This window comes from Pseudomonas paraglycinae, assembly GCF_021601625.1.
GTDB lineage: Bacteria > Pseudomonadota > Gammaproteobacteria > Pseudomonadales > Pseudomonadaceae > Aquipseudomonas > Aquipseudomonas paraglycinae.
The window spans coordinates 191,711-213,434 of sequence record NZ_BQHR01000010.1; the positions used below are offsets into that span (position 1 = coordinate 191,711).

21 protein-coding genes are annotated in these 21,724 nt (G+C 60.9%); 12 read left to right on the forward strand and 9 right to left on the reverse strand.

Annotated features, from left to right (window positions below; genetic code table 11):
* Both choX and betC read right to left on the reverse strand, forming a co-directional pair.
* Positions 1-918 (reverse strand): choline ABC transporter substrate-binding protein, encoded by a 918-nt coding sequence (choX, locus tag L6D82_RS16875; RefSeq protein WP_102688222.1) that lies wholly within the window; start codon positions 916-918, stop codon positions 1-3.
* A gap of 16 nt (positions 919-934) precedes the next feature.
* Positions 935-2,449 carry a choline-sulfatase gene (gene betC / locus L6D82_RS16880; RefSeq protein WP_102688223.1) on the reverse strand — a complete coding sequence of 505 codons (1,515 nt, stop codon included), beginning with the start codon at positions 2,447-2,449 and terminating at the stop codon, positions 935-937.
* Positions 2,450-2,563: 114 nt separating this feature from the next.
* Between betC and L6D82_RS16885 the strand changes: the two genes are divergently transcribed.
* Positions 2,564-3,514, forward strand: coding sequence for a choline sulfate utilization transcriptional regulator (locus tag L6D82_RS16885; RefSeq protein ID WP_102688224.1), 951 nt, complete (start codon positions 2,564-2,566; stop codon positions 3,512-3,514).
* Between the two features lie 4 nt (positions 3,515-3,518).
* Here L6D82_RS16885 and L6D82_RS16890 read toward each other — a convergent pair whose 3' ends face one another.
* Positions 3,519-4,178: an NAD(P)-dependent oxidoreductase gene (locus L6D82_RS16890; RefSeq protein ID WP_102688225.1), complete on the reverse strand. Its 660-nt coding sequence runs from the start codon at positions 4,176-4,178 to the stop codon at positions 3,519-3,521.
* Between the two features lie 84 nt (positions 4,179-4,262).
* Here L6D82_RS16890 and L6D82_RS16895 point away from each other — a divergent pair, with 84 nt between their 5' ends.
* On the forward strand, positions 4,263-4,589 hold the full coding sequence (locus tag L6D82_RS16895; protein ID WP_102688226.1) for a DOPA 4,5-dioxygenase family protein: 327 nt from the start codon (positions 4,263-4,265) through the stop codon (positions 4,587-4,589).
* On the opposite strand, the gene L6D82_RS16900 is transcribed toward L6D82_RS16895, so the two are convergent.
* Positions 4,590-4,991, reverse strand: coding sequence for a GFA family protein (locus L6D82_RS16900; RefSeq protein WP_102688227.1), 402 nt, complete (start codon positions 4,989-4,991; stop codon positions 4,590-4,592).
* 335 nt (positions 4,992-5,326) lie between these two features.
* On the opposite strand from L6D82_RS16900, the gene L6D82_RS16905 reads away from it, so the two are divergent.
* From L6D82_RS16905 to L6D82_RS16945, 9 genes are all read left to right on the forward strand, one after another.
* A complete protein-coding gene (locus L6D82_RS16905; protein WP_007954069.1) occupies positions 5,327-6,634 on the forward strand; it encodes a CitMHS family transporter in 1,308 nt (435 codons plus the stop codon).
* Positions 6,635-6,705: 71 nt separating this feature from the next.
* On the forward strand, positions 6,706-7,473 hold the full coding sequence (locus L6D82_RS16910) for a TerC family protein (RefSeq protein ID WP_007954068.1): 768 nt from the start codon (positions 6,706-6,708) through the stop codon (positions 7,471-7,473).
* Positions 7,474-7,687: 214 nt separating this feature from the next.
* The gene (locus tag L6D82_RS16915) at positions 7,688-9,346 is read left to right on the forward strand and encodes a Na/Pi cotransporter family protein (protein WP_102688228.1); all 1,659 of its coding nucleotides are present in this window, start codon (positions 7,688-7,690) and stop codon (positions 9,344-9,346) included.
* Between the two features lie 94 nt (positions 9,347-9,440).
* Positions 9,441-10,832, forward strand: coding sequence for a M16 family metallopeptidase (locus L6D82_RS16920; protein WP_007954066.1), 1,392 nt, complete (start codon positions 9,441-9,443; stop codon positions 10,830-10,832).
* 75 nt (positions 10,833-10,907) lie between these two features.
* Positions 10,908-11,936: a DUF5924 family protein gene (locus L6D82_RS16925; protein ID WP_039764894.1), complete on the forward strand. Its 1,029-nt coding sequence runs from the start codon at positions 10,908-10,910 to the stop codon at positions 11,934-11,936.
* Positions 11,937-11,991: 55 nt separating this feature from the next.
* A complete protein-coding gene (locus L6D82_RS16930; protein ID WP_045121722.1) occupies positions 11,992-13,140 on the forward strand; it encodes an ABC transporter permease in 1,149 nt (382 codons plus the stop codon).
* On the forward strand, positions 13,137-13,940 hold the full coding sequence (locus L6D82_RS16935) for an ABC transporter ATP-binding protein (RefSeq protein ID WP_102688229.1): 804 nt from the start codon (positions 13,137-13,139) through the stop codon (positions 13,938-13,940). The genes L6D82_RS16930 and L6D82_RS16935 overlap by 4 nt, the downstream gene beginning before the upstream one ends.
* A gap of 1 nt (position 13,941) precedes the next feature.
* Positions 13,942-14,880 (forward strand): MlaD family protein, encoded by a 939-nt coding sequence (locus L6D82_RS16940; protein ID WP_102688230.1) that lies wholly within the window; start codon positions 13,942-13,944, stop codon positions 14,878-14,880.
* Positions 14,877-15,503 carry an ABC-type transport auxiliary lipoprotein family protein gene (locus L6D82_RS16945; protein ID WP_085748036.1) on the forward strand — a complete coding sequence of 209 codons (627 nt, stop codon included), beginning with the start codon at positions 14,877-14,879 and terminating at the stop codon, positions 15,501-15,503. The genes L6D82_RS16940 and L6D82_RS16945 overlap by 4 nt, the downstream gene beginning before the upstream one ends.
* A 3-nt stretch (positions 15,504-15,506) precedes the next feature.
* Here the strand turns inward: L6D82_RS16945 and L6D82_RS16950 are convergent, their stop codons facing one another.
* The 5 genes from L6D82_RS16950 to L6D82_RS16970 form a co-directional block, all read right to left on the reverse strand.
* Positions 15,507-16,736, reverse strand: a complete 1,230-nt coding sequence (locus L6D82_RS16950; protein WP_011331768.1) for a nucleoside recognition domain-containing protein — start codon at positions 16,734-16,736, stop codon at positions 15,507-15,509.
* Between the two features lie 201 nt (positions 16,737-16,937).
* Entirely contained in the window at positions 16,938-18,269 is a 1,332-nt protein-coding gene (gene gltP, locus L6D82_RS16955; protein ID WP_102688231.1) for a glutamate/aspartate:proton symporter GltP, read from the reverse strand.
* Between the two features lie 697 nt (positions 18,270-18,966).
* Complete coding sequence (locus L6D82_RS16960; protein WP_085748037.1) at positions 18,967-19,431, reverse strand: inhibitor of vertebrate lysozyme family protein; 465 nt, start codon at positions 19,429-19,431, stop codon at positions 18,967-18,969.
* Between the two features lie 2 nt (positions 19,432-19,433).
* Complete coding sequence (locus L6D82_RS16965; protein ID WP_003177151.1) at positions 19,434-19,598, reverse strand: DUF1328 domain-containing protein; 165 nt, start codon at positions 19,596-19,598, stop codon at positions 19,434-19,436.
* Between the two features lie 67 nt (positions 19,599-19,665).
* Positions 19,666-19,950: a hypothetical protein gene (locus tag L6D82_RS16970; RefSeq protein ID WP_102688232.1), complete on the reverse strand. Its 285-nt coding sequence runs from the start codon at positions 19,948-19,950 to the stop codon at positions 19,666-19,668.
* Positions 19,951-20,377: 427 nt separating this feature from the next.
* On the opposite strand from L6D82_RS16970, the gene algB reads away from it, so the two are divergent.
* Positions 20,378-21,724, forward strand: coding sequence for a sigma-54-dependent response regulator transcription factor AlgB (gene algB, locus L6D82_RS16975; RefSeq protein WP_007954049.1), 1,347 nt, complete (start codon positions 20,378-20,380; stop codon positions 21,722-21,724).

Below are 21,724 nucleotides of genomic sequence, written 5' to 3' on the forward strand. Positions count from 1 at the left end.
TCAAAGCTTCGCTTTAACCGCCGCCAATGCATCTTTGCCATCCACCGTTTTCACCCCATCAAGCCACTTGTCCAACACCGCCGGATTCGCCTTGATCCACGCCTTCACCGCCTCCGCATTGCTGACCTTCTTGTTCACCACCTCGGCCATGATGCTGTTCTCCATCTCCTGAGTGAACGAAAGATTGGTCAGCAATTTACCCACATTCGGACAGGCCTCGGCGTAGCCCTTGCGGGTCAGGGTGTAGACGCTACCCGTGTCGCCGAAGTACTTCTCGCCGCCCTTGAGGTAATGCATTTTCAGCTGCACGTTCATCGGGTGCGGGGTCCAGCCGAGGAAGGTGACGAATTTCTGCTTCTTCACCGCTCGCGAGACTTCGGCCAGCATCGCCTGTTCGCTGGACTCGATCAGCTTCCACTGGCCCAGGTCGAAGTCGTTCTTCTTGATGATCTCCTGCAGCGAGATATTCGCCGGCGCACCGGAGCCAATGCCGTAGATCTTCTTCTCGAATTTATCGGCGTACTTATTCAGGTCGGCAAAGTTATGCACACCCGCATCCCACACGTAATCCGGCACGGCCAGGGTGAATTCGGTGCCGTCGAGATTCTTCGCCAGTTGGGTGACGTCACCGGTGGCCACGAACTTGTCGTAGAAGCCCTGCTGCGCCGGCATCCAGTTGCCGAGGAACACGTCAACCTGGCCATCCTTCAAGCCGCCAAAGGTGATCGGCACCGCGAGGGTGTCGACCTTGGCCTTGTAGCCCATGCCATCCAGCAGAAACCCGGTGATGGCGTTGGTCGCGGCGATGTCGCTCCAGCCGGGGTCGGCCATTTTCACCGTGTCGCAGCTCTCGGCGAACGCGGATGCGCTGCCCAGTGCCAGCAGACTGACCGTCACGACTGTGGATAACTTGACCATGGACTTCCCCTTAACGTTATTGGTTTTGGCAGGGTTGTGGATAACGGGCCTTGCGCTCCAGGTCATCGAGGTCGATGTGGTTGCGCATGTACTGCTGACTGGCGTCCACCAGCGGCTGGTGATCCCAGCTCTTCAGCTTGCCGATCGTCAGCGCCTCGGAGACGAAGCGCCGGCGACGCTGGCTTTCGAGGACTTCACGGTGGATCGCCGGGATGTCCCACTTGGCCCGTGCTTCAGCAAGAAAATCGTCGAAAAGCTGGCGATGTTGCGGTGATTGGCTGAGTTCTTCCTGCTCGCGCGGATCGTTGTCCACATCGAAGAGTAGGCAAGGGTCGGTTTCGCTGTAGATAAATTTGAAGGCGCCACGGCGGATCATCATCAGCGGACTGACAGTGCCTTCGGCCATGTATTCGCCGAATACCTCGTCGTGACCGCCCTGCCCTTGCAGATGTGGCACCAACGAACGGCCATCGAGCGGCAGACTTGGTTCCAGGCTGCCGCCGGCCAGTTCGACGAAGGTCGGCAACAGGTCGGCGGTGGAGACGGCAGAGCTGACACGGCCCGATTTGAACTGACCGGGTGCACTTATCAACAGGGGCACTCGAGCGGCCATTTCGTACCAGTGCATTTTGTACCAGAGGCCCTTCTCTCCCAGCATGTCGCCATGGTCGCCGGAGAACACGATGACGGTGTCGTCCGTCAGCCCACAATCTTCGAGGGTTTGCAGAAGTTTGCCGACGTTGGCGTCGATATAACTGCATGCACCGAAGTACGCGCGGCGTGCGTCGCGGATTTTATCCACAGGCAGCGGCTTGTCCCACAGGTCGTAGACCTTGAGCAAACGCTGGGAGTGCGGATCGAGTGAATGCTGATCCGGCGTCGTCGGAAGCGGGATATTCGCATCGTCGTACAAATCCCAGAACGCCTTGGGAATCGTGTACGGATCGTGAGGGTGAGTCATCGACACGGTCAGGCAGAACGGCTGATCGCCGTCCTCGCGGATATGGTCGAACAGGTATTGCTGAGCCCTGAACACCACCTCTTCATCGAAATCGAGCTGGTTGGTACGCACGCACGGGCCGGCCTGAAGCACCGAAGACATGTTGTGATACCAGCTCGGCCGCACGTCGGGCTCGTCCCAATTCACCGCCCAGCCGTAGTCGGCCGGATAAATGTCACTGGTCAGGCGCTCTTCGTAACCGTGCAGTTGATCGGGGCCGCAGAAATGCATCTTGCCCGACAGCGCGGTGCGATAACCGAGGCGGCGCAAGTAATGCGCGTAAGTGGGAATGTCGGCGGGGAAATCGGCGGCGTTGTCGTAGGCGCCGATCTTGCTCGGCAACTGGCCGCTGACCAGGGTGAAGCGCGAAGGCGCGCACAGCGGGCTGTTGCAGTAGGCGGCATCGAACACCACGCCTTGTTCGGCGAGGCGGCTGAGATTCGGCAGTTTGATCGGCGATGGGCCGTAGAACGGCAACATTGGCGCGGCCATTTGATCGGCCATGATGAAAAGAATGTTCTTGCGCTTCATGTGATCGCGGCATTCCATAGTGAATATTTATGCGACATTGCTGCGATCGAGCATGGATTCCCCGCAATATCCGGTAAAGCCCGCGCCGGACAATGACTAGGATAAGCACAGCTTATGTATGAAGCCCTCGGTGTTTTGTCGCTGGACCTGTTGCGCGCCTTCGAGGCGGCGGCCCGTCATCGCAGTTTTACCGCTGCGGCGGTTGAGCTCGGCACGACGCAACCGGCGATCAGTCAGCAGATCAAACGGCTGGAGGAACAGCTCGGAACGCGACTGTTCGATCGCATCTACCGGGGCATCGAACTGACCGAGGTCGGCTCGATCCTGTTCGAGCAGGTTACCCTCGGTTTGCAGAATATCGACGCAGGATTGAGCGCGATCAGCACGCAACAGCAACATGAAGTGCTGCAGGTCGCCACCGATTTCGCTTTCGCCGCGTATTGGCTGATGCCGCGTCTGCACCGCTTCCATGAAGCTTATCCACAGGTGGACGTGAGCCTGGTCACCAGCGAACGCAATCACAACATGCTGCGTCCGGATATCGACGTTGCCGTTCTGTTCGGCGACGGTCGCTTCAAACAGGGCGAAAGTCACTGGTTGTTCAGCGAAGAAGTGTTTCCGGTGTGCAGCCCGCAACTGCTCAAGGATCGCCCCCTGCCCTTGCCGGCCCAGGCATTGATGGAGTTTCCGCTGCTGCACCTGCGCGGGGAAAACAGCAGTAACTGGTTCGATTGGAGCGGTCTCTTCCGCGCACTGAACATCAGCACGCCGCCAGCCCCGGGCCAGCTGCGCTTCGACAATTACACCTTGTTGATTCAAGCCGCGATTGGCGGTCAGGGTGTGGCGATCGGCTGGCGGCACCTTGTGGATAACTTGCTTACCCAGGGTCTGCTGTGCCGGCCGATCGCCGAAACCACCCTGTCGCGCCTCGGTTATTACGTGGTGCTGCCGCAGCGCAAACGCCGGGGCGCGTTGATCCAGACGTTCGTGGATTGGCTGATGGCTGAACAGGCGAGCAGCGCCGAATCCTTGGCCGGGCTGGCGCTGCCGTCGATTGCGGTGTAACGGATCAAGAGGCGGCGACAAAATCCACGTGCTGGCGCAGATGCAAATTCAGCCGCAGCTCATCGGCAATGCCCACCGCCACCCGGTTCAGGCGCTCCAGCGGTTCGGCCAGACCCGGTTCGAGCGTGCGGCCGACCTGATTGAAATGCTCGATCGTCAGCCCGGCGACGCTGCGCGGTGCGTTCACCAGCGTCCAGTGCAGCGGGCTGCTTTGCAGGGCTTCGCGCACTTCTTCGGCGGCGTGGCGTTGCAATGGGTCTGCGTTTTCCGGATCGTCCAGTGCTTCGAATTCGCCGATGACAAACAGTCGCGAGATGTTCGCCGCCTGCAATCCGTCGATCAACGCATCCACCGCCAGCACCTGTTCCACCGGCCCCAGCACCACGGATTTCTCGACATGATCGCTGCTCAGCGGCAAGCCTGGCGCATTCAGCAGGCAGATCACCGCCGTGCTGCCGGCCACGCTCTGATTGACCCGCTCGGCATCGAGCAGATCGCCGCTTTTGGTGCGCAGCCCCGGCCGTGGCGCGAGCGCCGTCAGATCGTCGAGGATCGCGATGACTTCGTGCTGGCGACGCAGCAGTTCAGCCATCAACGCACTGCCCAGGCTACTCATGGCACCATAGAGCACCACTTTCACCGCCGGGGTTTCGGCATTTTTCATGGCTGAGGTCCCTTTTGTTTTCCCTTGTATGGCGTGTGACATACGGGCAACGCCGAGGGTTCGAACCGATTCAGAGGGTTTGCGATGCAGACGATCAAGGGTTATCACGCCCACGTTTATTTCGACGCCAGCACGATCGAACAGGCGCGGGCGCTGTGTGAGCAGGCCGCGCAATTATTCCCATTGAAGATGGGCCGCGTGCATGAACGTCCGGTCGGCCCGCACCCGGACTGGAGCTGCCAGCTGGCCTTCGGCCCGGAGTTGATCGGCGATGTGCTGCCGTGGCTGGCGCTCAATCGCAAGGGACTGGTGGTGTTCCTGCACCCGGACACCGGCGATGACTTGCTCGATCACACCGAACACGCGATCTGGATGGGCGCGATGCGGCCGCTGGATCTGTCTGTTTTTTAATCAGATGGTTTCTTCGGGCTCGCCCGGCAAATGCTCGTCCAGGTGCAGCCACGGCAACTGGCTGTCGGTCCAGATATGCCGCTCGGCGGCGGCCAGTTCTGGATGATCCAGTGTGGCAATCGTCAGATCGATGCTCTCGGGACTGAGCAACGTTACCAGCGCCAGTTGTGCGCCGCAGTTCGGACAGAAGAACCGGGCGCAACTGGTCGATGAGTCATAGCGCGAAGGCGTCCCCGCCAGCCACTGGAAGTTCGCCGCCGGCAGCGTGATCCAGGTAGTGACGATGCCACCGCTGACCTTTCGACAGATCGAACAATGACAGTGGGCGATGTCCTGCAACGCGCCGCTGAACTGATAGCGGATATGTCCGCAATGGCAGCCACCGCCGTGCAACTCAGTCATCGCCCTGCCCTCCGCTTCCCGTGTTCATTGACTCTAGCCCGCATCCGACGGCCGGTTGGCCGTTCGCCCAAAGCTTTCTTGCGCGAAAGGTAGCTGAAAGGTTCCCCGATTAGGATCGCCCCCACTGCCGGCAACAGACCGGTTGGCCAACGCGTGTGATTGCTCGCACGACAGGCCCAATTAACAACAACAATGGTGATTCTGATGTCCTCTGTAACCCGCCTCCTCCCACGCCTTTTTTCTGACACTCCGCTCGTACGCCTCGTGCTTCCCGTTCTGCGCTGATCCCGCCGATCCGCTCACTTACCTAGCCGCGCTACGCCTGGAGTATTCCCATGCTGACTTTCCTTGGCTTTGCCATGGTCATCACGTTCATGTTCCTGATCATGACCAAGCGCCTGTCTGCGCTGATCGCTTTGATCATCATCCCGATCCTGTTCGCTTTGTTCGGTGGCTTTGCGCCGAAGATCGGCCCGATGATGCTCGAAGGTATTACCAAGCTTGCGCCGACCGGCGTGATGCTGATGTTCGCGATTCTGTATTTCGCCCTGATGATCGACTCCGGCCTGTTCGACCCGGCCGTGCGCAAGATCCTCAAACTGGTCAAGGGTGACCCGCTGAAGGTTTCGGTCGGCACCGCCGTACTGGCGCTCGTCGTTTCCCTCGATGGTGACGGCGCGACCACTTACATGATCTGCGTGGCCGCCATGCTGCCGCTGTACAGCCGCATCGGCATGAGCCCGCGGATCATGGCCGGTCTGATCATCCTCGCCGGCGGCGTGATGAACATGACCCCATGGGGTGGCCCGACCGCCCGTGCCGCCAGTGCGCTGCACGTGGACCCGTCGGACATTTTCGTACCGATGATCCCGGCGATGGCTGCCGGTGTGGTGGCGATCCTGATCATTGCCTACTTCTACGGCAAACGTGAGCGTGCGCGTCTGGGTGAGCTGCACCTGATCGGCGACGAAATCGATCACAGCGAAATCAGCGTTTCGCAATTCCCGGATGCCCGCCGTCCGAAACTGATCTGGTTCAACGGCCTGCTGACCCTGGCCCTGATGTGCACTCTGATCGCCGGCCTGTTGCCGCTGCCGGTGCTGTTCATGGTGGCGTTCAGTATTGCCATGATCGTCAACTACCCTTGCCTGCAAATGCAGAAGGATCGCGTCGCCGCCCACGCCGGCAGCGTGCTGTCGGTGGTCAGTCTGATCTTCGCGGCAGGCATTTTCACCGGTATCCTGTCGGGCACCGGCATGGTCGATGCGATGTCGAAAAGCCTGCTGGCGGTGATCCCTGATTTCCTCGGCCCGTACCTGGCGGTGATCACGGCGCTGGTGAGCATGCCGTTCACGTTCTTCATGTCGAACGATGCGTTCTACTACGGTGTGTTGCCGGTGTTGTCCGAAGCGGCCAGCCATTACGGCATCACCGCGGTGGAAATGGCCCGTGCCTCGATCGTCGGTCAGCCGGTTCACCTGCTGAGCCCACTGGTGCCGTCGACATACCTGCTGGTCGCACTGGCGGGGATCGAGTTCGGCGATCATCAGCGTTTCACCCTGAAGTGGGCAGTGCTGGTCTGCCTGTGCATACTGGTCGCAGCCTTGCTGTTGGGGACTTTCCCGCTGTTCAGCACGTTGTAACGGCACCAAACTCACCAGGACGCCAGCTGATTGCTGGCGTCCTGGTTTAACACTCGCTCAAAGGAATACACATGGAATGGCTGACCAACCCTGAGATTTGGGTTGCCTTCTTCACCCTGACCGCCCTGGAAATCGTTCTGGGCATCGATAACATCATCATGATTTCGATCCTGGTCAGCCGCATGCCCAAACACATGCAGCAGCGCACCCGGATCTTCGGTCTTGGCCTGGCCATGATCACGCGGATCCTGTTGCTGCTGTCGATCACCTGGGTCATGCGCCTCACCGCCGACCTGTTCGAAGTGTTCGGCCAGGGCATTTCCGGTCGCGACCTGATCCTGTTCTTCGGTGGTCTGTTCCTGCTGTGGAAAAGCTCCCAGGAGATGTACCACGCGCTGGAAGGTGAAGATGAGAGCGACGAGACGCCTGGCGGCAAGGGCGGCAATTTCCTCTACACCATCATCCAGATCGCGATCATCGACATCGTGTTCTCGCTGGACTCGGTGATCACCGCCGTCGGCATGGTGTCCCACGTTCCGGTCATGGTTGCGGCGATCATCGTGGCCGTGCTGGTGATGATGCTGGCCTCGGGCAAGATCAGCGAGTTCATCGACAAGCACCCGTCGCTGAAAATGCTTGCGCTGTCGTTCCTGCTGGTGGTCGGTACCGTGCTGATTGCCGAGTCGTTCGACGTGCACGTACCGAAAGGCTACGTCTACTTCGCCATGGCGTTCTCGCTGGCGGTCGAAGCGATCAACATCAAGATGCGCACCGCCATCGCGAAAAAACGCAAACAGCAGGATCCGGTGAAACTGCGCAAGGATATTCCGGGTCAGTAACCCGAACGCTGCGCAACAGATCAAAGGGCCTTCGGGCCCTTTTTTCATGGCCGCATGAACCTGTTTTCATGACGCTTTTGTTTCAATCCCCGCTTTAGCTGTGCAATGCTGGCGCCCAGACCGTTAGCCAACTACAGCTTAAGTATCAGAACGTAGAAATTGCGCGGTACCGTCCACTTGCCCCTCTGGGGCGCTGCCATTACAGGGGGTCTGCATGCTCACCCTGCTCAATTTGCTCTCTGCCGTGGCCCTGCTGATCTGGGGCACGCACATCGTCCGAACCGGCATCCTGCGGGTGTACGGCACCAATCTGCGCCATGTGATCGGCCAGAACATGTCCAAACGCTGGCTGGCCTTTGTCGCCGGCATCGTTGTCACTGCGATGGTGCAGAGCAGCAACGCCACCGCCATGCTCGTGACGTCGTTTGTCGGTCAGGGCCTGATGGCGTTGACTCCGGCCCTGGCGACCATGCTGGGTGCCGACGTCGGTACGGCACTGATGGCGCGGGTGCTGACGTTCGACCTGTCGTGGCTGTCGCCGCTGCTGATTTTTATCGGGGTGATTTTCTTTCTGTCGCGCAAACAGACGCGGCTCGGGCAGATGGGCCGTGTGGCCATCGGGCTGGGGCTGATCATTCTGGCGCTGCAACTGATCGTCGAGGCCGCCGCGCCGATCACCCATGCCCAAGGGGTGAAGGTGATTTTCGCCTCGCTGACCGGCGATATCCTGCTCGACGCCCTGGTCGGTGCGTTGTTCGCGATGATTTCCTACTCGAGTCTGGCGGCCGTTCTGCTGACCGCGACGCTCGCCGGCGCTGCGGTGATCAGTCTGCCGGTGGCGATCGGTCTGGTGATCGGCGCCAACATCGGCAGCGGCGTGCTGGCGTTCATGAGCACCAGCATGCAGAACGCCGCCGGCCGGCAGGTGGCGCTGGGCAGCCTGCTGTACAAACTGATCGGGCTGCTGCTGATCATTCCGGTGCTCGACCCGCTGGTGCACTGGATCGACAGCCTGGATTTCAGTCCGCAGGAAATGGTCATCGGCTTCCACCTGCTCTACAACACCGCGCGTTGCCTGATCCTGCTGCCGAGCGTCGGGCCGATGGCGCGGCTGTGCGCCTGGCTGCTGCCGGAGCGGCCGGAGGTCAACGGCACCGCCAAGCCGCGTCACCTCGACGCCACCGCGCTGGTCACGCCGAGTCTGGCGCTGGCCAACGCCGCTCGGGAAACCCTGCGCATGGGCGACCTGATCGACAACATGCTCGACGCGACCCTCGACGTGCTGCGCGGCAAGCAGACCGCCATCACTCAGGAAATGCGCAAGCTGACCGATGACGTCGAAGCGCTGTACAGCGCGATCAAGCTGTACCTGGCGCAGATGCCCCGCGAAGATCTCGGCGAGCAGGACAGTCGGCGCTGGGCGGAGATCATCGAGCTGGCGATCAACCTCAAACTGGCCAGCGACCTGATCGAACGCATGCTGCGCAAAGTGCAGCAGCAGAAGACTTCTCAACGCCGGTCGTTCTCCGAAGACGGCCTGGAAGAACTGGCCGGGCTGCACCAGCAACTGATCGCCAACCTGCGGCTGGGGCTGTCGGTGTTCCTCAGCGGCGACAAGGAAAGCGCCCGCCAGTTGCTGCGCGAGAAACGTCGCTTTCGCGCACAGGAACGGCGTCTGGCCCACGCTCATGTCAGCCGGTTGCAACGTAAGATCGTGCAGAGTATCGAGACCAGTTCGTTGCACCTGGAGTTGATTGCCGACATGAAACGCCTGAACTCGCTGTTCTGCAGCAGCGCCTATGTGGTGCTGGAAACTTCCGATACCGGCGCGCTGGCGGCGGACGATATGGCGGACATCACGCATTCGCCTTGAACGTCTGGGGTTGTGGTCAGTCAGTAACTCAAGGTTCGGCCTCGCGGCCGGACTGACGACACGGATCTCCAATTCAGCCGTATGGAAGCTCGTTATGCGTTGCCTGTTGTTCGCCTGTCTGTTGCTCGGTTCCCTGCCCGCCTTCGCCCTGGATCGTTTTCAGGTCGAAGGCTATGCGCTGCCCAACGGTTTGCAATTGCTGCTCAAGCCCGGGACCGAGCGTGGGCACGTGGCGATCCGGCTGGTGATCGGTGTCGGTCTCGACGATTTCGACTGCAATGAAAAGGAGCTGCCGCACCTGCTCGAACACTTGCTGTTCAGCGGCATCGACGCCACCGGCGAAGGTGGCCTCGAAGAGCGCATGCAGGCCCTCGGCGGTGACTGGAACGCTTTCACCAGCAACGCCGACACCACCTTCGTCATCGAAGCCCCGGCGAAAAACCAGCGCAAGGTCCTCGACCTGCTGCTGGACCTGCTGACTCAGACCCGCTTCGACGACAACGCGATCAACGCTGCCAAGCGAGTGGTCGAGCGTGAGGACGGCGGTCATTACACCCGGCTGCAACGCTTTCTCGACCGGCAGGACCTGGGCCACACCGCGAGCAATCAGCTGGCGGTCGAACTGGGCCTCAAATGCCCGCAGCGGGCCGAGGTCGATGGCCTGACCCGCGAACAGTTGGAGAAGGTGCGCAAGGCCTGGTACGCGCCGAACAACATGACCCTGATTGTCGTCGGCGACCTCGACAAGCTGTTGCCGGCCTATCTGGAACGGGCATGGGGCGCGCTGGAAGCGGTCGACCCGAGCGAACACCGTCCGCTGCCGGACATCCGCGCCAGCGCCGCTCACGAACGCACGATCACTCGCGGCTTCATCGGCAACAGCGCCAAGCTGCACTGGCTGGTGCCGGAGCCGGTGCTGGACGATCAGTACGACGAAACCTTCGACCTGCTCAAGGAATATCTGGAGTGGGCGCTGTATCGCCAATTGCGCCTGAACCACGGTTTGTCCTACGGGCCGTGGGCCGAGCGCGAGGTGTTCGGCGGCGTCGGTTTCATGAGCCTCAACGCCGACCTGGATCGCGGCGACATTGCCGAAGCCGAACAAGTGCTGGAAGACCTCAAGGCCGACCTGCTGAAAAACGGCCTTGATGCCGATACCTTCAATCGCTTGAAACAAGCCGCCATCGCCCATCAGGCCTGGGCCGTGCAAGGCACCAGCGCCATGGCCGACTATTACTGGAGCGCGTTGGGCGACTACGAAGATGGGCGCTTCGCTGATCCTGCGCGGGAGCTGCAAGGCGTGACGTTGGAGGCGGCGAACAAGGCCATGCGCGAGTTGCTGCTGCAACCGGGCTATCTGCGGATCGAGAAACCGCTGCTCAGCGACGATCAGGTGTTGTGGCTGCTGGCGGGCGGATTGGGCGTGCTGGTGCTGATCCTGCTCGGCTGGCGCCTGCATCGGCGCAAATCCGTGCACCCAGACTGACCGGCAGCCTCGCCACACGGCCCGGCGGGCGGTACTCTGTCGGGGTTTTTTCCTCGACTGTCGTGAACCGCCCAAATGTCTAAATTGACCCTACTGATCCAGCGCATTCTCGAACTGATGAAGCGCTACCCCGGGGTCATTGCGCTCGGCGGTTTCATCTCCGGGGTCGGCAGTTTCATTCTGGTCGACCGGCAACAGGGGCTGGCGAGCTGGATCACCACGATCATGCTGCTGAGCTGGATCTGGCTGATGCTGGAAAACAGCCTGACCAAGCTGTTCACGCGGATCTTCAAACGGGAAATCCCCCAGCCGCTGCTGCGTTACGCGACGCAGATGATCCACCAGGAAAGCCTGTTTTTCGTCCTGCCGTTCTTCTTCATCACCACCACCTGGAACAGCGGCCAGCTGTTTTTCACCGGGCTGCTGTGCATCGCGGCGCTGATCTCGATCGTTGACCCGCTCTACTACAAATGGCTGGCGCCACGGCGCTGGGCGTTCCTCGCGCTGCACACCCTGACCCTGTTCGCCGCCCTGCTCACCGCGCTGCCGGTGATCATGCACCTGACCACCTCGCAAAGCTTCAAATGGGCGCTGGGGATTGCGGTGGTGTTGTCGTTCCCGAGCCTGGCGTCGATCTTCCCGATCCGCACCGTGCGCAACGCGCTGGCGATCCTGTGTATCACGGTCGGCATCGGTGGCGTCGGTTGGGTCCTGCGTTCGTGGGTGCCGCCGGCGACGCTGTGGATGACCGACGTGGCGATCAGCACTCAGGTGCAGGACCGGGTTCCGGGCGCCAGCCTCAAGGAAGTCAGCGCCGAACAGATCCGTGGCGGCGGGCTCTATGCCTACACCGCGATCAACGCGCCGCGCGGGCTTGATGAGCGGATTTATCACGTCTGGCAATTCAACGGCAAAGAGGTCGACCGCATTGCCCTCGACATCCACGGCGGGCGCAAGGAAGGCTACCGGGCCTGGACTCACAAACAGAATTTCCCCGGCAACCCGGCAGGCAAATGGCAGGTGCGGGTGTTGACCGAGGACGGTCAGGTGATTGGCGTGCTGCGCTTCGAAGTCACGGACAGCACACCGACCAAAGAAAAGTAACCGTGTTCGTGCTATTACGTATGCCAGCGTATTCAGCCGAACAAGCACGGAGCTTATGACCAGCAGCCCAATGACCGGCAGTGCCCGCCTGGACACCTCGATCACCCCTGCCCGCCTGCGGGTCACCGGGGACTGGACGCTTGCCCATTACGCCGACCTCAAGCAACTGAGCGAAACGCTCCACGGCCAGTACGACGCCAACACCCCTATCGATCTCAACGGCCTCGGCGCCCTCGACACCGCCGGCGCGTCGCTGCTCGTAGAACTGCTCGGCTCCGAGCGGCTGGGAAAATCCGCCGAACACCCTGACTGCACGATTTCCAGCGCCGACCGCGCCTTGCTGCAAACCGTGTATCGCTCGCTGACCGACTTCTGCGTGCCGATCAAGGAACCGGAAATCAGCGTCAGCGTGCAATTGCTGACCCGCATCGGCCGGGCCGTCGACACGGTCTGGCAAGACACCCTGCAATTGCTCGGCTTCGTCGGCCTGATCCTCGAAACCATCGCCCGCAGCCTGTTCCGACCCAAGCGCTGGCGGATCACGCCGATGATTGCGCACATCGAACAGACCGGCCTCGACGCCGCGCCCATCGTCGCGTTGCTGACCTTTCTGGTGGGCGCGGTGGTGGCGTTCCTCGGGGCGACGGTGCTGGCCAGTTTCGGTGCCAGCGTGTTCACCGTGGATCTGGTGGGCTTCGCCTTCCTGCGCGAGTTCGGGGTGCTGCTCACGGCGATCCTGATGGCCGGCCGCACCGCCAGTGCCTTCACCGCGCAGATCGGCTCGATGAAGGCCAACGAGGAAATCGACGCGATTCGCACCCTCGGCCTCGACCCCATGGAATTACTGGTGGTGCCCCGGGTGTTGGCGCTGCTGGTGGCGCTGCCGATGCTGACCTTTCTGGCGATGATCTGCGGGATCGTCGGTGGCGCAGTGGTCTGCGCGGTGTCGCTGGATATCTCGCCGGCGATGTTCCTGTCGCTGTTGCAAAGCGACATAGGGATTCAACATTTCCTGGTGGGCCTGGTCAAAGCCCCGATCTTCGCGTTCCTGATTGCCGCCATCGGCTGTCTGGAAGGCTTCAAGGTCAGCGGCAGCGCCGAATCGGTCGGCGCCCACACCACCTCAAGCGTGGTGCAATCGATTTTCGTGGTGATCGTGCTCGATGCGGTCGCCGCGTTGTTCTTCATGGAGATGGGCTGGTGAGTCGTCTACCCCGCGCGCCCTCCGAGGCGGTGATCGAAGTCCGTGGCCTGTGCAATCGCTTCGGCCGTCAGAGCGTGCACGAGAACCTCGACCTCGACTTGTACAAAGGCGAGATCCTGGCCGTGGTCGGCGGCTCAGGCAGCGGCAAATCGGTGTTGCTGCGCAGCATCGTCGGCTTGCGCCGGCCCAGCGAAGGCATGGTCAAGGTGTTCGGCCAGAACCTGCCGAGCTTGCCGGAGCATGAGCGTTCGTTGATCGAGCGGCGCTTTGGCGTGCTGTTTCAGAAAGGCGCGCTGTTCTCGTCGCTGACCGTCACCGAGAACGTCGCCCTGCCCCTGATCGAACACGCCGGGCTCAGCCGCGACGACGCCGAGCATCTGGCGGCAGTGAAGCTGGCGCTGGCCGGGCTGCCGCTGTCGGCGGCGGACAAGTACCCGGCCTCGCTGTCCGGCGGCATGATCAAGCGCGCGGCACTGGCCCGGGCGCTGGCGCTGGACCCGGACATTCTGTTTCTCGACGAACCCACTGCCGGCCTCGATCCGATTGGCGCGGCGCAGTTCGACCAATTGATCCTGACCCTGCGCGACGCGCTGGGCCTGAGCGTGTTTCTGGTGACCCACGACCTCGATACGCTCTACACCATCACTGACCGCGTCGCGGTACTGGCGCAGAAGAAAGTGCTGGTGGCCGGTCCCATCGACGTGGTCTCGGAAACCGATGACGCGTGGATTCACGAATACTTCCACGGCCCTCGCGGCCGCTCGGCGCTGGACGCCGCCAAACAGCTCAACGAGGTCTGACATGGAAACCCGAGCCCATCATGTATTGATCGGCCTGTTCACGGTGATTGTGGTGGCGGGCGCCCTGCTCTTCGGTCTGTGGCTGGCCAAGTCCAGCGTCGACACCGAGTTCAAGGATTACGAAGTCGTCTTCAACGAGGCGGTCAGCGGGCTGTCCCGCGGCAGTCCGGTGCAGTACAGCGGGATCAAGGTCGGCGATGTGGTCAGCCTGCGCCTTGATCCGAAGGACCCGCGTCGAGTGCTGGCACGCATTCGCCTGGCCGGCGACACGCCGGTCAAGGAAGACACCGAGGCCAAACTGGCCTTGGCCGGGATCACCGGCACGTCGATCATCCAGCTCAGCGGAGGCACGCCGCAAAGCCCGAAACTCAAGGGCCATGACGGCAATCTGCCGACCATCGTCGCCTCGCCTTCGCCCATCTCGCGGCTGCTCAGCGACAGCAACGATTTGATGAGCGGGGTCACGACGTTGCTGAGTAATGCCAATCAGATGTTCTCTGCCGACAACATCGAGCGCGTGAGCAAAACCCTTGAACATCTGGAGCAGACCACCGGCTCGATCAACGATCAGCGCGGCGACCTGCGTCAGGCCATGCAGCAACTGGCGACGGTCGGCAAACAGGCCGGCAACATGCTTGAACAGACGTCCGCGTTGATGCGCAACGCCAACGGCCTGCTCAACGATCAGGGCAAACAGGCGCTCGGCAGCGCCGAGCAGGCGATGAAATCCCTGGAGCAGAGCAGCGCCACCATCAATGGTCTGTTGAGCAAGAATCAGAATTCCCTCGACAGCGGCATGCAGGGCCTCAACGGCCTGGCCCCGGCGATCCGCGAACTGCGTGAAACCCTGAATTCGCTGCGCGCCATTTCCCAACGCCTGGAGGCCAACCCCAGCGGTTACCTGCTGGGCAGTGACAAGAACAAGGAGTTCACGCCATGAAGCTGATTCGCCTCGCCCTCCTCGCCGGCTTCACGCTGATCAGCGCGTGCTCGATCCTGCCCAAGTCCGAACCGTCGGATGTCTATCGCCTGCCGACGGCACAGGCGCCCGCCTCGGCCAGTTCGGCATCTACCCAGCACTGGTCGCTGCGCCTGAACAAACTGCAGGCCAGTGAAGCGCTGAACCGGCCGAGCATCGCGGTGATTCCTCAGGGCGATGTGATCAGCAGTTACAAGGCCTCGCGCTGGAGCGATCCGGCGCCGGTGCTGGTGCGTAACCGCTTGCTCGATGGCTTCCAGCGCGATGGCCGGGTGTCGCTGTTGAGCACCGACGACAGCAATTTCCAGGCGGACCTGGAACTGGGTGGCAGCCTGCAGGCGTTTCAGACCGAGTATCAGGGCACGCAGGCCAGCGTGGTGGTGCGGGTCGATGCGTTGCTGGTGCGCGGTTACGACCAGCGGATCCTCGCCAGTCGCCGCTTCGAAGAACGTCAGCCGCTCAGTGATGTGAAGGTGCCGGCGGTGGTGGCCGGCTTCGGTCAGGCCAGTGATCGCCTCACCGCGAAGGTGGTGGCGTGGGCGGTGGAGCAAGGGCAGAAAGTTGCCCCACCTGCCCGGCCCTGAATATCAGCCGAAGAACCAGTAGCAGACGCCGATAGCGCCGAGCACACCCGCCAGCTCGGCCAGCAGCGCGCAACCGACGGCATGCCGGGCGCGCTGAATGCCCACCGCGCCGAAGTACACCGCCAATACGTAGAACGTGGTTTCGGTGCTGCCCTGGATCGTCGCCGCCACCAGCGCCGGGAAGCTGTCCACGCCCGAGGTCTTCATCGTTTCGATCAGCATCGCCCGGGCGGCGCTGCCGGAGAACGGTTTGACCATCGCCGTCGGCAGCGCGTCAACGAAGCGTGTGTCCCACCCTGCCCACTCCACCAGATGACGGATGCCGTCGAGGCCGAAATCCAGTGCGCCCGATGCACGCAATACACCGATCGCGCAAAGCATCGCCACCAGATACGGCAGCAGGTTCTTGGCGACGTCGAAACCTTCCTTCGCGCCTTCGACGAAGGCCTCGTAAACCTTCACCTTGCGCAACGCGCCGATCACCAGGAACAGCATGATCAGGCCGAACAGCGTCAGGTTGCCGAGGATCGACGACAGGCCCGCCAGCGCAGTGGCCGACATTGTCGCGAGCAACGCCATGAAGCCGCCGAGGATCAGCGCGCCGGGAATCAGGTAAGCCAGCACCACCGGGTCCCACACGCGCAGGCGCTGCATGAACGCCACCGACAGGAAGCCGACGATGGTCGAGCAACTGGTCGCCAGCAGGATCGGCAGGAACACCAGCGTCGGGTCCGGCGCGCCTTGCTGGGCGCGATACATGAAGATCGTCACCGGCAGCAGGGTCAGGGACGAGGCATTCAGTACGAGGAACAGGATTTGCGCGTTGCTGGCGATGGTCGAGCTGGGGTTGAGCTCTTGCAGCGCCTTCATGGCTTTAAGGCCGATCGGCGTGGCGGCGTTGTCCAGGCCCAGACCGTTGGCGGCGAAGTTCAGGGTGATCAGGCCCAGCGCGGGATGTCCGGCTGGAACTTCCGGCATCAGCCGCAGGAACAGTGGCCCGAGCACTTTGGCCAGCCATTCAACGATGCCGGCCTTTTCGGCAATGCGCAGGAAGCCCAGCCACAGGGTCAGCGTGCCGAACAGCAGCACCATGACTTCGACCGACAGCTTGGCCATGGCAAAAATGCTTTCCACCATCGCCGCGAAGATCCCGGCGTTGCCGCCGATCAGCCATTGCCCCAGCGCCGAAACGGCTGCCACGACGAAGAAGCCAAGCCACAGGCCATTAAGCATCAGTCAAATCCCCCGGAAGATGCGGCGAATGATAGCGGGGTCGCCAGAAACGACAAACCCCGGATTTCTCCGGGGGTTGTTGGTAAGGCTTGCATCAACCACTGTGGGAGCGGGCTTGCCCGCGATGGCGGTGTTCATTCAGCGAATATGTTGAATGTGCGCACCTCATCGCTGGCAAGCCAGCTCCCACAGGGTTTTGCATCAGTTTTTGGAGATTTCACCGGCCGGCAGTTTTTCCTTGCTGCGCCAGTGCGGCAGCGAGTTCCAGTAGCGCTGGCCCTTGGCGTCGTCGTACATGCCTTCCCAGCGGGCGATGACCAGTACGGCGAGGGCGTTGCCGATCACGTTCAGGGCGGTACGCGCCATGTCCATCACACGGTCGACACCGGCGATGAAGGCCAGGCCTTCCAGCGGGATACCCACGCTGCCCAGAGTGGCCAGCAGTACCACGAAGGACACGCCCGGCACGCCGGCGATACCTTTGGAGGTCACCATCAGGGTCAGGACCAGCAGCAGTTGCTGGCTGATCGACAGGTCAATGCCGTACAGCTGGGCAATGAAGATCGCCGCGATGGACTGGTACAGGGTCGAACCGTCGAGGTTGAACGAGTAGCCGGTCGGTACCACGAAGCTGCAGATGGCTTTCGGTGCGCCGTAGGCTTCCATCTTCTCGATCACGCGTGGCAGTACGGTTTCCGAGGAGGCGGTGGAGTAAGCCAGCACCAGCTCATCCTTGAAGATGCGCATCAGCTTGATCACCGAGAAACCGAACAGCTTGGCGATCAGGCCCAGAATCACGAAGGCGAAGAAGGCGATGGCGACGTAAACCAGGATCACCAGCTTGGCCAGCGGCAGCAGCGAGGCGAAACCGAAGTTGGCCACGGTCACCGCGATCAGAGCGAATACGCCGATCGGGGCGTAGTTCATGATCATGTGGGTGACTTTGAACATGCTTTCCGAGACGCCCTGGAACATCTTCACCAGCGGCTCGCGCAGGTCCGACTGCAGGCTCGACAGACCGAGACCGAACAGCACGGAGAAGAAGATGATCGGCAGCATTTCGCCGCGGGCCATGGCCGCGAAGATGTTCGACGGGATCAGGTTGAGGATGGTCTCGATGAACGCGTGTTCATGCTGCACTTCGGCGGCGGTCGCCTGGTACTTGGAGATATCGACGGTGCCCAGGGTGCTCATGTCGATGCCGGCACCCGGATGGAACAGGTTGGCCAGCAGCAGGCCGACAACAATGGCGATGGTAGTGACGATTTCGAAGTAGATGATGGTCTTCAGGCCGATGCGCCCGAGCTTCTTGGCGTCGCCCACGCCGGCAATGCCGACGATCAGGGAAGAGATGACGATCGGGATCACGATCATCTTGATCAGACGGATAAAGATATCGCCTGCCGGTTGCAGGACGTTGCTGATCCACCAGGCCTTCTCGGCACTGAAATGGTTGAGCAACGCACCGATTGCAATCCCCAATACCAGACCGATGAGGATCTGCCAGGCGAGGCTAAGCTTTGCCTTCTTCATTATCTTTACCCTTACTTGCGTTTGACTCAGGCACATGCAGGAACTGGAACGCTCATCAGCGGAAAAGTCTGTGCATCTGCCTCCGTATAAGGTGCCCCGAAGCGCGTGTTTACGGCTCTCCGGCAGGCGAAAAAAGGCGCAACTATTCCGATGCAAGGTTGCGCCGTCTAATGCCGTAAACGCCTACCCTATGCCGAATCGGCATGAGCTTTTTTAAATGAAACTGGCGTCCCAACCGGTTCGAATACGACATTTCGGCAGGCATAAGTGCCGTGAACCGGCCATTACAGCGTAGGTTGGTTATTTTTTGAACGAGTGATTTCGACGAAAAATTTGGGAAAAAGCCTACGTTCGGAAACTAAATGTCCGACTTGGTGGATCGACTCTTTCTCGATATACGGTCGCGACGAAACACCGCGAAATGCTTTAGCACGCAGTGTGGGCGATAAAAATGAAGAGCAGGACGCTCTGGATCAACATTTTGTCGTGTTGAAAGCTCAGCGCAAGTCCGTCAAACCGCTTCGGTTGGCGAACTTGCGTCGCAGCTTTTACCCTGACCCGGCCCTCATCGCAGGCACTCCCTGTACCCGTAGGTCACTCCGACCCTGCAACAGTCAGAACGTCCCGGCCCCCTGGTCATGCACCGGCCTTCCTCGGGCCGACGCAATGGAGGACAGCCTTTCGGCTGCCCTCGTGTTCAATACCAGTTCGGATCTTTCTTCAGCGTTTCCATCAACAGATCCTGCATGCCCTGGTCGGGCTTGCCGAGGAAGCGGTAGGTGGCATGTCGCGTTGGCGACTTGTCTGCCGGCAGCCCTTCAGGCACATCCACAAGCATGGCGTAAGCGTCTTTCTTGTCGAAACTGAACGCGACGATCAAGCGATGGTTCATGCACTTGTCTGCGGATTCGCAGAGCGGGCCGACCAGATACTTGTCGCCATCTTCGGTTACGGCATTCATCTGCTGGTCAGGCGTACCGGACAGGTTCATCACCCATTCCGGCAGGCGTTCTTCCTTCTTCACCACACCTTCCCAGGTTTCCCTGTATTGCGGGTCGGAACTCAACAGTTCGTTGACCCGCGCCTGGCCGTCATTGGCCGCCATCGCCATGGCACTACCGCCCAGGAGCAGGGCGGCTGCCAGTGTCTTTAAACCCTTCATGTTCAACCTCGACCGCGACGGCCAAAGAAGAAGGAAGCGATGAACATCACCAGGAACACGACAAAGAGAATCTTGGCGATACCCGTGGCGGTGCCCGCGATACCACCGAAGCCCAGTACTGCAGCGATGATGGCAATGATCAGGAATGTGATTGCCCAGCTCAACATGGTGATTCTCCTTGCTTCTATTTAGGGATGTTGCCGGTCTCGGCGCGGGGGCGCCCAGATTCGTTGATCAGAAAACCCAGCGTTCTTCACGGGGCATGTCGCCCAGTGGCTGTGGCTGGTCGACGTCCATCATGCGCATCGCGCCGTTGTCGGCCTGGCTGCTGCTGACGGCGCTGAAGTGCGTCTGCGTCGCGTGTTGCATCGAGATCAGTGGCTCAGGTTGCTGACTCTGCTCCCAGCGCAGGTATTGCTGGCAGGCGATCAGCGTGATCAGCAGCGCAAGTGCGCCAAACAGGGCCTGCTGCAAGTGCAGTGGCGAAATACTCATTTGGGCGGCACGTGGGCGAGTCATCCTGGGTTCCTCACTCTTGTTCGATTGGGGCAGTGCATATCTGCCCGGGCTGAGAGAGGTATTGCAGCCTGCGTGCCAGCTTTTTTGATTAAAAAAAACCAATAAAATCAACTAGTTACAAACAGTATGAAAATTCCTGACGACGCATCCTGCACGATGGTCCGCATAGGGTCGTGCGTAATGCACGATTATTTCGTAGGAGAAATCATTATTTTTGAATTGAGGACAGGGTACGGATGTCAGAAAAGTAGGCAGGAAACCGACCTGAAACTGTGCGATGTTTAAAAAACCAATGAAATCAGTCGATTAGCCGTTAGGGCAGGAGAGAGCTACCCTGCAATGACTCGAATCGATCAGAATCAACCATGCAACTTGCCCGATTTTTCCGGGACTAACCCAAGACATTCACTTATGGAGCGTAGGAAAAATGGAATCAGCCACTGAGCACCAAGGCCGCATTCTGCTGGTGGACGATGAATCCGCCATCCTGCGAACCTTTCGTTATTGCCTCGAAGACGAAGGTTATACCGTCGCCACCGCCAACAGCGCGGCTCAGGCTGACGCGCTGCTGCAACGCCAGGTGTTCGACCTGTGCTTCCTTGATTTGCGCCTGGGTGAAGACAACGGCCTGGATGTATTGGCGCAGATGCGCATTCAGGCGCCGTGGATGCGGGTGGTGATCGTCACCGCGCATTCGGCTGTCGATACCGCGGTAGACGCGATTCAGGCCGGCGCTGCCGATTATCTGGTCAAACCGTGCAGCCCGGATCAATTGCGCCTTGCGACCGCCAAGCAGCTTGAAGTGCGCCAGCTGTCGGCGCGTCTGGAAGCCCTCGAAGGCGAGATCCGCAAACCCAAGGACGGTCTCGATTCCCACAGCCCGGCGATGAAAGTCGTACTGGAAACCGCGCGGCAAGTGGCGGGCACCGACGCCAACATCCTGATCCTGGGTGAGTCGGGCACCGGTAAAGGTGAGCTGGCCCGAGCCATTCACGGCTGGAGCAAGCGCGAGAAGAAATCCTGCGTCACCATCAATTGCCCGTCGCTGACCGCCGAACTGATGGAGAGCGAGCTGTTCGGTCACAGTCGTGGCGCGTTCACCGGGGCCAGCGAAAGCACGCTGGGTCGGGTTAACCAAGCCGATGGCGGCACGCTGTTTCTCGACGAGATCGGCGATTTTCCGCTGACGTTGCAACCCAAGTTGCTGCGTTTCATCCAGGACAAGGAATACGAGCGGGTAGGGGATCCGGTCACCCGCCGCGCCGATGTGCGTATTCTCGCCGCCACCAACCTCAATCTTGAAGACATGGTGCGCGACGGGCGTTTCCGTGAAGACCTGCTCTATCGCCTGAACGTCATCACCCTGCATTTGCCGCCGCTGCGCGAACGGGCCGAAGACATCCTGACCCTGGCCGACCGTTTCCTCGCTCGCTTCGTGAAGGAATACGCGCGCCCCGCGCGGGGTTTCAGTGATGAGGCTCGTGAAGCACTGTTGGGTTATCGCTGGCCCGGCAATATCCGCGAGCTGCGTAACGTGGTCGAGCGGGCGAGCATCATCTGCCCGCAGGAGCGTGTCGAAATCAGCCACCTCGGCATGGCCGAACAACCGGCGAACAACGCGCCACGGGTTGGCGCCGCGCTGAGCCTCGACGAGCTGGAGAAAGCCCACATCGGCGCGGTACTGGCGACTGCCGGCACTCTTGATCAGGCCGCCAAGACTCTGGGGATCGACGCCTCGACCCTGTATCGCAAGCGCAAGCAGTACAACCTGTGA